Origin of the sequence: Acinetobacter johnsonii (genome assembly GCF_048551975.1) — a bacterium.
Taxonomy (GTDB): Bacteria; Pseudomonadota; Gammaproteobacteria; order Pseudomonadales; family Moraxellaceae; genus Acinetobacter; species Acinetobacter johnsonii_A.
On record NZ_JBIMCF010000042.1, the window covers coordinates 1 to 9505 of the forward strand.

General features: G+C 37.8%; 11 protein-coding genes and 2 pseudogenes. 6 read left to right on the forward strand and 7 right to left on the reverse strand.

The features are described from left to right. The first annotated feature begins 682 nt into the window (after positions 1 to 682). Together ACG9ZB_RS15985 and ACG9ZB_RS15990 are read left to right on the forward strand one after the other, a co-directional pair. Positions 683 to 1039: a type II toxin-antitoxin system RelE/ParE family toxin gene (locus ACG9ZB_RS15985; protein ID WP_180187311.1), complete on the forward strand. Its 357-nt coding sequence runs from the start codon at positions 683 to 685 to the stop codon at positions 1037 to 1039. Next, complete coding sequence (locus ACG9ZB_RS15990) at positions 1032 to 1334, forward strand: helix-turn-helix domain-containing protein (protein ID WP_001140620.1); 303 nt, start codon at positions 1032 to 1034, stop codon at positions 1332 to 1334. Before ACG9ZB_RS15985 ends, ACG9ZB_RS15990 begins: the two co-directional genes overlap by 8 nt. Before the next feature lie 97 nt (positions 1335 to 1431). Here the strand turns inward: ACG9ZB_RS15990 and ACG9ZB_RS15995 are convergent, their stop codons facing one another. Further along, positions 1432 to 1677, reverse strand: a complete 246-nt coding sequence (locus tag ACG9ZB_RS15995) for a type II toxin-antitoxin system RelE family toxin (protein ID WP_419326728.1) — start codon at positions 1675 to 1677, stop codon at positions 1432 to 1434. After that, a complete protein-coding gene (locus ACG9ZB_RS16000; RefSeq protein ID WP_000246755.1) occupies positions 1667 to 1912 on the reverse strand; it encodes a type II toxin-antitoxin system RelB/DinJ family antitoxin in 246 nt (81 codons plus the stop codon). The genes ACG9ZB_RS15995 and ACG9ZB_RS16000 overlap by 11 nt, the downstream gene beginning before the upstream one ends. 313 nt (positions 1913 to 2225) lie before the next feature. Here ACG9ZB_RS16000 and ACG9ZB_RS16005 point away from each other — a divergent pair. Continuing rightward, positions 2226 to 2662: pseudogene (locus ACG9ZB_RS16005) on the forward strand (transposase); the annotation flags it as partial. Between the two features lie 315 nt (positions 2663 to 2977). Here ACG9ZB_RS16005 and ACG9ZB_RS16010 read toward each other — a convergent pair. Further along, complete coding sequence (locus tag ACG9ZB_RS16010) at positions 2978 to 3406, reverse strand: hypothetical protein (RefSeq protein ID WP_419326729.1); 429 nt, start codon at positions 3404 to 3406, stop codon at positions 2978 to 2980. Positions 3407 to 3681: 275 nt separating this feature from the next. Between ACG9ZB_RS16010 and ACG9ZB_RS16015 the strand changes: the two genes are divergently transcribed. Next, positions 3682 to 4101: a PPC domain-containing protein gene (locus ACG9ZB_RS16015; protein ID WP_419326730.1), complete on the forward strand. Its 420-nt coding sequence runs from the start codon at positions 3682 to 3684 to the stop codon at positions 4099 to 4101. A 96-nt stretch (positions 4102 to 4197) separates the two neighbouring features. Here ACG9ZB_RS16015 and ACG9ZB_RS16020 read toward each other — a convergent pair whose 3' ends face one another. Then, positions 4198 to 4392: a hypothetical protein gene (locus tag ACG9ZB_RS16020; protein WP_039255598.1), complete on the reverse strand. Its 195-nt coding sequence runs from the start codon at positions 4390 to 4392 to the stop codon at positions 4198 to 4200. A gap of 58 nt (positions 4393 to 4450) precedes the next feature. Between ACG9ZB_RS16020 and ACG9ZB_RS16025 the strand changes: the two are divergent. Next, a pseudogene (locus tag ACG9ZB_RS16025) lies at positions 4451 to 4843 on the forward strand (integrase core domain-containing protein); the annotation flags it as partial. Positions 4844 to 4979: 136 nt separating this feature from the next. After that, positions 4980 to 7925 (forward strand): EAL domain-containing protein, encoded by a 2946-nt coding sequence (locus ACG9ZB_RS16030; protein ID WP_419326731.1) that lies wholly within the window; start codon positions 4980 to 4982, stop codon positions 7923 to 7925. Positions 7926 to 8383: 458 nt separating this feature from the next. Here ACG9ZB_RS16030 and ACG9ZB_RS16035 read toward each other — a convergent pair whose 3' ends face one another. The 3 genes from ACG9ZB_RS16035 to ACG9ZB_RS16045 all read right to left on the reverse strand — a co-directional run. Then, positions 8384 to 8677, reverse strand: a complete 294-nt coding sequence (locus ACG9ZB_RS16035) for a type II toxin-antitoxin system RelE family toxin (protein WP_419326732.1) — start codon at positions 8675 to 8677, stop codon at positions 8384 to 8386. Beyond that, positions 8667 to 8912, reverse strand: a complete 246-nt coding sequence (locus ACG9ZB_RS16040; RefSeq protein ID WP_419326733.1) for a type II toxin-antitoxin system RelB/DinJ family antitoxin — start codon at positions 8910 to 8912, stop codon at positions 8667 to 8669. The genes ACG9ZB_RS16035 and ACG9ZB_RS16040 overlap by 11 nt, the downstream gene beginning before the upstream one ends. A gap of 206 nt (positions 8913 to 9118) precedes the next feature. Beyond that, on the reverse strand, positions 9119 to 9505 hold a 387-nt coding region (locus tag ACG9ZB_RS16045; protein WP_419326734.1), incomplete at its 5' end, for a GGDEF domain-containing protein.

The following is a 9505-nucleotide window of genomic DNA, read 5'->3' on the forward strand; positions in this document are numbered from 1 at the left end:
AGGACTGCTGTGAAAAAAAGTAGTGGTAAAGGAGAAAGTAAGAGAGCTTTTACTATTTTTTCATTTGAGTATTTCACTAATTTAATTCTCTTATCTATTCAATAAATAATAATACTATAACGATTTTATTGGAGGTTTTTTGATTCTATTTAACATAATGGTGGTTATACGCAATACACATGTATATTAATATAAATATCAGATACTTAATAAAACCTTAAAAAGCCCAAAATGCCGACTTTGAAACAAGTCGGCTTTTTTATGAGCGGTTTTGATAGTTTTTGCCAACACTTTTTCTCAAAAAACGCGCAAAACTAAGAATCACATACACTCTATAAGGCTTTCAGCCTAAAAACAATCCACAATTTTTTCGGATAAACCTTGGGGTAAGTTTTGAGCAATGTTGTAAGCTCAGGCTGACATGAATTAAGGACCATTGCGTCTATATTATCTCTGCGAATTTTCATATGATGGGGATATAGAGAACAGGATGTTCCAACACATAAAACAATAATGATAAGTGCAACACCAGGACGTGAGGTACGACAGGAGTTATACCTAAACCACCGATACGAAAAAGCCCGACAGGATGTCGGGCTTTTTTATTGCCTATCATTTCTCATTTGCAAAACAAGCATAATGCGCCTAAAATATAGACTATAATCTATATTTTGGTTGTGGTATGTGGACAGTCATTACGACAGATCTATTTAATCAGTGGCTTGAACAGCAAGACGAATCAACACAAGAGAAGGTTCTAGCTGCCCTGGTTGTTCTACAGCAGCAAGGGCCAAGTTTAGGCCGCCCTTTAGTAGATACCGTCTATGACTCTAAATTTACCAACATGAAAGAGCTTCGTGTTCAACATCGAGGTAAACCACTGAGAGCCTTTTTCGCATTTGATCCATTACGACAAGCCATTGTATTGTGCATTGCTGATAAAGGCGGGAAAAAGCGATTTTATAAAGAGATGCTGGATATTGCAGATCAGCAATACGAACTTCATCTCTCAACCCTAGGAGATCAATCTAATGGCTAAAACCTTACAGGAATTATTAGCTAGTCGCTCTCCAGAGAGCCAAGCCCGTATTCAAAAAATGGCAGATGAATTACTGCTAGAAAATCAGCTTCATCTTATTCGTGAAGAACTCGAAATTTCTCAAAAAGAGCTTGCTGAAACTTTGGGAATAAAACAGCCATCGCTTTCCGCAATAGAAAATCGTGGCAATGATCTTAAGATTTCAACCATGAAAAAGTATGTTGAGGCAATGGGAGGTAAGCTCCGTATTGATGTAGAACTTCCAACAGGAAAACATATAGGATTCAATGTTTAACAATAAAAATGGGAGCTAAAGGCTCCCATTTTTATGTTAGAACCCATTTTTAGTCTTTAATTCGCTTTTTCGCTTCGTCATAAACTATGCTATCAGCTCATTTTCCGACGGTAATGAGCAGGATAACTACCTGATCATCTTTAACTTGATAGACAAGTCCGACACCAGCTTTTAATAATTTGATTTTATAGCAAACTGCAAGATCGCCTCTAAGCATATTCTTTGGAATATGTGGCTGCTCTATGACTTTGGCTAGTTTCTTTTTAAATTGATCTCGTATAGCAACAGGGAGTTTTTCCCATTCTGCTGTAAAGTCCTTGTGACGTAAAAGCTTATAAGTCATCTAATGTGACTTCCTCAAACATCTCTTTAGGATCATTAATGCGCTTACGGACAAGAGCTAATAATTCTTCATCTTCTTCCGAAAGCAAAGCTTTTTTGACAGGCAGTTTCCCAGTCGTAGCAACATACTCAAGAATACTAGTGAAGAAATCCGTAGGTGCAATACCTTGCTCTTTAAGGATTGAATAAGATTTTTCTTTAAGGGCTTCATCGATCCTGAAGTTAACAGTAGCCATCATATTTCCCAAGTATTTAATGTACTAGGAACAGTGTAATGCAAACTGCATTACAAGTCGACTTTGCATAACAGCCATTATGTTAAATAAAATCAAAAAACCTCCAATAAAATCGTTATAGTATTATTGTTTATTGAGTAGATAGGAGAATTAAGTTAGTGAAATACTCAAATGAAAAAATAGTAAAAGCTCTCTTACTTTCTCCTTTACCACTACTTTTTTTCACAGCAGTCCTGTTTATCGGTAATGCTCCCCTCAAATAATTGAACTTAAAAGTAGAAAATCGAATAGCCTTAATTTAAGGAGATTTTCTATGAAAACATCTAAATATTCAGACAGCTTAATCATGAGTATTTTGAAGCAAGCTGAAGCAGGAACTCCAGTTCCAAATTTATGCCGTGAACATGGAATGAGTTCGGCCACATTTTATAAGTGGAAATCAAAATTTGGTGGCATGGATCTCTCGATGATGACTCGATTGAAAGAGCTAGAAGCTGAAAATGCTCGTCTTAAACGTATGTATGCCGATGAGCGACTCAAGTCAGATATCTTACAAGACGCACTGTCAAAAAAGTTTTAAGGCCAATTCAACGTAAATCAATTGCTCAGCATGCTGTTGAGCAATTTGGTATTTCAGTGAGCAAGGCCTGTCTCATCTTTCAAGTTAGTCAAACCTGTTATCGTTATATGGCTCAATTAAAAGAGCAGAATGTGATCATCGCAGATTGGCTGATAAAGCTCACCAATGAGAAATAAAACGCTCTCCGATATAGTCGGGCCGGTTCAAATAGCCAACTGGTTTAATATTATTCCGGTATATATGGGGTTAAAAAACGCACTAAGGCAGTGATTATTAAGAGTATTAGAAGAAGGTGTTGATATTTTATAAATCGTTCTGGGATAAATAAACACAGCACAGATACTATAAAAATTCCTATAATTTCAATCAAATTAGATAGACTTTGAGAGCCAAATCCTAGCCCAGTTAATACGACCCACAAAAATGATGGTAAGAATACTAGGCTAAATTTTTTCAATGGTTTATTCATAGGTTAGGCTTATCTTCTATGTGGGCGCAGTTTCCATTGCACCGGTAATGGCACAACCATCATATGCTTTGCCTGCGTAACTTAATGTTGCGGTCAGTTCATTTTGGTAGCCATTGTCATCGATACAAATATTTTTTCGTATATTTAAAATAATAGGTTGTCCATTGACTGTACTCTCGTATTTGACGCCTTCAGTAGTGGCGGAACCCACTACTACAATTGTTGTAGGCTCTAAGAATTCTGCTTCTATACTTAATTTATTTCCTTCAACTACTGTCCGCCAACTTTTTTCTTTATTACCAAAAGCGGTAAACGCCAATAACGCTACAGGTACTTCTATTGTCGGCTCCTTATTATGATCCGTACTATCGGCTTGTTGATTACTACAAGCTACTAGGGTTAAGCTGACCGTTAAGCACATTGCCGTCAAAAGCAAAGAACGCATAATTTTTTCCTTTAAATATAATAAGAGAACACTGCTAAATAGTAGCGTTCTCTTTGTTTACATAATGAAATTCAGGTTTTTACTACTATAGTTAGGTTTGCGATAGAATTAGAAACTAGTGTATTAATTAATTAACACCAACGATTATGAGCAGCCTTGTTCAGTAACCTATCAATGCACTCTCTATATTGGTAATACTAATATAACATATCTATAAAGTTTGACAGTGTGCGTTGAGATAAAATCGTTTTTTTTACTGTTTGAGTGTTTAAAATATGAAAAACTTAACTGCTACTATTCTAATTGCGCTTCCTGTTCTAATGGTGAGTCCTACAGTCATGGCCGCATCTTCAGATGCAGTGGCTAAAACTGTTGATGTTCAATTTAAAAAAGGCGCTAGTTCAGCTAACTATTATGGGAAATTAAAGGGTAGTAAGTACGATTCCTATACATTTTATGCCAAAAAGAACCAAAAGCTTTCTGTTAAAACAACGGGAGGGAATGTAGATTCTTATTTATTTAATAAGAATCTATCAGATTCTGTCAATGTAGGAGAATATTCCTCTGAACTAGATAACCAAGGTTATTACACGCTTCCATATTCAGGTAAATATGAATTGCGTATTCTTCAGCCACGTTCTCAAGCTTCTAAAGGAAAAACACCTCCATATTGGCTAGAAGTATCTATCCTATAGGTATGTAAGCTTAATAATGGAGAGCATCCTATATTCTGTGTAACAGATATGTGGCTTTCATCAGTAATTACACAAAATGTAGGATGCTCTCGAAGGTTATTTGGTACGAATAATAAAGCGATAAACATCACAACATAGTGTCCAGAAAAACCAAAGCAATATAGCAGCACATGAACCCAAGCCGATAACACCAGTGCTTATTCTAATACCAGCATCTAGCCCCCCATTCCAAATATGAGGTGCAATAGGTGGACCCATCGTAGCAATAAACGCCAAGAAAAATCCTAGCATTACTATAAATCCTGTAATTGTAAGGCGTATCACTATTACTAATATGTTATCAACCCATGTATCGATTGACTTTTCATTGCCAGCAGAACGTGTGCTGAGAGCACTTGATCAGCTCATTGAATGGCGAGGCAAACCTAAACGCATTAGAACCGACAACGGTCCAGAGTATATAAGTAAGCTGATGGAAAAGTGGTGTGATTAGCATGGTATTGAGCATGTATTTAGTCAACCAGGCAATCCACAGCAAAATGCATATGTTGAGCGATTTAATCGTACAGTATGTTATGAGTGTCTAAATCAGTATTTATTTCGAGATCTGAGCGAGGTGCAGGACTATATAACTGACTGGCAGTACTTTTATAATCATGAACGAACTCATTCGAGTCTAGACAAAATGACACCCAATGAGTTTTACTATGATCAGCTACCCCAACAAAACAAGGTGGCTTAACTAGAGCGGAATATCACTTATAGAAGTTGTTCAAATTTCCGGATCCATCTCTCTATCTCACAGAGCACATATGCTGCAAAAAAAAAAATCTATTTTTAAACTTCTTGTCCTGACTGTAGTGATCATGAATATGTTCATGATCAGCTTACTAGTCTATACCTTACATACTTCACGTGAGCTCGAAGAAGCTCAGGCTAGGACTGGTGTAGAAAATTTAACATCATTACTTGAAGAAAGTGTGAGCAGCGGTTTACAACAAATCGATTTGTCTTTGTATACTTTAAAAACTTATATAGAAAAAGAATTAAGTAAAGAAAAACAAATAAATAATAGAGAAATAAATCTATTTATTCAGAAACAAAAAGATTGTATCGGCTCTGTTACACGAATACACATTACCGATGAAAAAGGTCAAGTCCAATTCGCTGATCATGATATGGACGGTCAGAGGTCTAATTATGCAAATTTTAGTTTTTTTAAAGAGGCCCAACAAAAAAGTACGGATCAACTGTTTGTCACCAAGCTGATCAGAGATCCAAATGGTCAAGGCTGGGTTCATCTATTTGCACGACGTTACAATCAGGGTGATGGAACTTTTGCAGGCATGATTATCACTGCTTTACCTGCTAGCTACTTTAATCAACTGATTGCAGAACTGGATGTAGGCCCTAAAGGAGTGGTACTGGTACAAGACCTAGATATGCGAGTTATTGCACGTAATCCCATGCTTAAAACACCGAACGGAAAGGTGGGTTTTGTGGGGGGGCCACCGGAACTGTCACAACTGGTTCACTCCGGCGCACAGTCTGGCACTATTTATACTCGACGAACTACAGATAAAATCCCGCGTATTGGTAACTTTCGCAAGCTAAGCAGCATGCCTATTTTTGTTGTTGTTGCCTTCGGTGAAAAAGACTATCTAGCCCAATGGTATGAAGATGTTATTAAAGCCGTTTTGCTGGGATTACTCTTCATTGCGGTGACCACGATTGCTGGATGGTTACTTTGGCAGCAAATTCGGGCAAATATGTTGACCAATCGTCGTAGTCGGATGCTGTTACGTAATGCACAAGATGGTATTCATGTTGTAGATCGCCAAGGCAAGCTTCTTCAAGGTAGTGATTCCTTTTTTCGCATGATTGGTAGTACTCCGCAGGCAGCCTTGGGCAAAACCCTGTGTTACTGGGATAACGGCTATAATAAGGCTGAGTTGCAAGAGCTGATCAATAGAGGGATTTCTACACCTGGAGGAATTCGCTTTGAAACCTGTTATCTAAACGCCCAAGGTGAGTGTTATCCGGTAGAAGTCAGTTCAGTCCTGGTGCATCTTGATGATGATGAGGTATTCTTCTGCTCGGCACGTGATATTACCGAACGTAAAAAAGCAGAAGAAAACCTGCGTATTGCAGCGACCGCATTTAACTCTCAAGTCGGGATGATGATTACAGATCCTAATTTGGTTATTTTACGTACCAATCATGCTTTTACAGAAATTACTGGCTATAGTGAACAAGAGTTGATTGGTTATACACCTAAAATCTTACAATCAGGTCTGCATGACAAAAACTTCTATACCAGCATGTGGAACCATATTCGCACGAAAGGATCTTGGCAGGGTGAAATCTGGAATAAGCGCAAAAATGGCGAACTGTATCCACAACACATCTTGATTGCTGCTGTACGTGATGAGCATGGCCAAACCACACATTATGTTGCAACGCTTAACGATATTTCTGCCTATAAAGCTGCAGAAGAAAAAGTACACTTGCTAGCGTTTTATGACTCTCTGACTAAACTGCCAAACCGTAGCCTATTTTTGGAACACCTTGAACAGAGCATGAGAGATGCAAAAGATAAAAAACAGCTCGGCGCTGTTCTGTTAATAGATCTGGATAATTTTAAAGCTATAAATGACACTGCAGGCCATGAAACCGGAGACTACTTATTACAGCAAGTCGCAACTCGCCTGCTAGAATGCGTAGAAGCCAATCACATGGTTGCACGACTGGGAAGTGATGAATTTGTGGTTCTGCTTGATCATCTTGGAAGCTCAGAGATGGAAGCTATCCCACAACTAGAAAAAACCGCAAAATATATTTTACAGACACTCACTCAACCTTACTTTTTGGCCGACTCTGAATATCATAATTCAGCCAGTATTGGGATCAGCCTATTTGGGATAGAAGCATGTGAAAATATCCAAGATCCAATTAAACGTGCTGCTATGGCACTGTCTGACGCAAAGAATTATGGTCGAAATACTTATCGCTTTTTTGATCCCGAGATTCAATCTCAGGTTCAGGAGCGTGCTGAGATTGATACCGGATTACGTCAAGCACTAGAAAAAAACCAGCTGGTATTATATTACCAGCCACAAGTGAATGGTGCACAACAGGTGACAGGAGTAGAAGTCTTGTTACGTTGGCTGCATCCAGTTAAAGGAATGATTTCCCCTGCTCGTTTTATACCCGTCGCAGAAGAGAATGGTTTCATTATTACTCTGGGTCAATGGGTACTGGAAAGTGCCTGCCAACAATTGAGTAACTGGGCCAAGTATCCGCAAACTGCTCACCTCAGCATGGCTGTAAATGTCAGTGCTAGCCAATTTGCTCGCGATGAATTTGTTCAAGACGTACTCGAAATTCTGGAACGTACACAAGCTCCCGCACACTTACTCAAACTTGAACTTACCGAAAGCGCCTTAGCGATGCGGGTAGAAGACATTATTGAAAAAATGACGGTTCTTAAACGTTACGGGGTGATGTTCTCTCTAGATGATTTTGGTACAGGATATTCTTCTTTAACTTATTTACAGCGGATTCCGATTGATCAATTAAAAATCGATCAAGGTTTTGTTCGGGATATTACGGTGAGTGCCAATGATGCTGAAATTACCAAAATGATCATTGTTTTGGCAAAAACTTTGGGAATTTCTGTGCTGGCTGAAGGTGTAGAAACCGAAGCTCAACGGGACGTATTAGAAAAACAGGGTTGTTATCATTACCAGGGCTATCTGTTTGGTAAACCGATGCCGATTGATGAATTTGAGCAGTATTTCATACTTCAGCAAACTCCGCATTGAATAGCTCTAGTTAAGCTATATGGATGGCTTTAGATCAATTTTTCCCAACATATTGCTAAGACAATAAAGTAATTTACCTGATAGCCAATACACAGCTAAAAGTGAAATAGAAAGAGTTTATCTAGGAGAATGGTGGCAGTCCAATATCTCTAAATTTTGATATATAATGTGATTTATATTGCATATTAAACCAAGTATATTGGTATTAATTAATTTCTCCACAGAAATAATTTTTAAGTTTTCAACCTGCATTTTCCCCAAAATGCAGGTTTTTTTTGTCTGTGATTTAGTAGATAACCTGAATCACGGATAAGAAATTAGCTTGAAAAAAAGGTGACTGAAAACCATTAGGGAGTTATCACACCACCCACGCCTTCAGTCACCATGTTCGATTTTACATATTTCTTCTGCATCATTGATGACTTTTTCAGAAATTTGAAGCAAGCTAGCTCCCATTTTTAGTCTTTAATGCGTTTCTTCGCTTCGTCATAAACTATGCTATCAGCTCGTTTCCCGACTGTGATGAGCAAGATAACTACCTGATCATCTTTAACTTGATAGACAAGTCTGACACCAGCTTTTAATAATTTAATTTTATAGCAACCTGCAAGATCCCCTCTAAGCATATTCTTTGGAATATGTGGATGCTCTATGACTTTGGCTAGTTTCTTCTTAAATTGATCTCGTATAGCAACAGGGAGTTTTTCCCATTCTACTGTAAAGTCTTTGTGACGTAAAAGCTTATAAGTCATCTAATGTGACTTCCTCAAACATCTCTTTAGGGTCATTAATGCGCTTACGGACAAGAGCTAATAATTCAGCATCTTCTTCTGAGAGCAATGCTTTTTGAACAGGTAGTTTTCCTGTAGTTGCAATATACTCAAGTATGTTGGTGAAGAATTCAGTTGGTGCAATACCTTGTTCTTTTAGGACAGAAAATGATTTTTCTTTTAGGGCTTCATCGACCCTGAAGTTAACAGTAGCCATTACTTTTCCCATTTGTTGAATGCATGGATATAGTGTAATGCAATTTGCATTACATAGATAGTTCGTATAACAGCCATTATGTTAATTTTAGAAAAATTTCAAATGAGCTTACTGCTCAAGCAAGACTCCTGTCTAGCTTCACAATCCAAGTGTCTGACTTACGATTATTGTTTTAGATCCTCAAACATCCTCTTCATCTGGGTCAATCAAATGATGACTTTAATTTGACGTTTATGCTGATACATTTTTTCATCTGCTTCAATTACTGCCATTCGTAAATTTTTACTTGGTTCACGTGCCGCAACACCAACAGCAGCATTAATTCCAGCATTTTGTAAGGACTTTAAAAGCCGATTCACCAATTTCTGAGTATTTTCTAGAGTCATTTCAATATTTAGAATGCCAAACTCATCTCCTCCTAAACGTGCGACTAAATCATTGGAGCGCACATTCTTCTTTAAGATTTGGGCCGTTTTTTGGATAATTTGGTCTCCAACCGAATGACCAAATTTATCGTTTATAGCTTTTAAGTCATTTAAATCTATCATAATCACTGTGGTTGGATGTCCGTACGTTTTACATCGATCTTCCTC

Excerpts from the sequence above, each read along its gene's own strand:
- ACG9ZB_RS15985 (WP_180187311.1), top strand. The coding sequence starts at position 683 with ATGTGGACAGTCATTACGACAGATCTATTTAATCAGTGGCTTGAACAG.
- ACG9ZB_RS15990 (WP_001140620.1), top strand. The coding sequence starts at position 1,032 with ATGGCTAAAACCTTACAGGAATTATTAGCTAGTCGCTCTCCAGAGAGC.
- ACG9ZB_RS15995 (WP_419326728.1), bottom strand. The coding sequence starts at position 1,677 with ATGACTTATAAGCTTTTACGTCACAAGGACTTTACAGCAGAATGGGAA.
- ACG9ZB_RS16000 (WP_000246755.1), bottom strand. The coding sequence starts at position 1,912 with ATGGCTACTGTTAACTTCAGGATCGATGAAGCCCTTAAAGAAAAATCT.
- ACG9ZB_RS16010 (WP_419326729.1), bottom strand. The coding sequence starts at position 3,406 with ATGCGTTCTTTGCTTTTGACGGCAATGTGCTTAACGGTCAGCTTAACC.
- ACG9ZB_RS16015 (WP_419326730.1), top strand. The coding sequence starts at position 3,682 with ATGAAAAACTTAACTGCTACTATTCTAATTGCGCTTCCTGTTCTAATG.
- ACG9ZB_RS16020 (WP_039255598.1), bottom strand. The coding sequence starts at position 4,392 with ATGCTAGGATTTTTCTTGGCGTTTATTGCTACGATGGGTCCACCTATT.
- ACG9ZB_RS16030 (WP_419326731.1), top strand. The coding sequence starts at position 4,980 with ATGATCAGCTTACTAGTCTATACCTTACATACTTCACGTGAGCTCGAA.
- ACG9ZB_RS16035 (WP_419326732.1), bottom strand. The coding sequence starts at position 8,677 with ATGACTTATAAGCTTTTACGTCACAAAGACTTTACAGTAGAATGGGAA.
- ACG9ZB_RS16040 (WP_419326733.1), bottom strand. The coding sequence starts at position 8,912 with ATGGCTACTGTTAACTTCAGGGTCGATGAAGCCCTAAAAGAAAAATCA.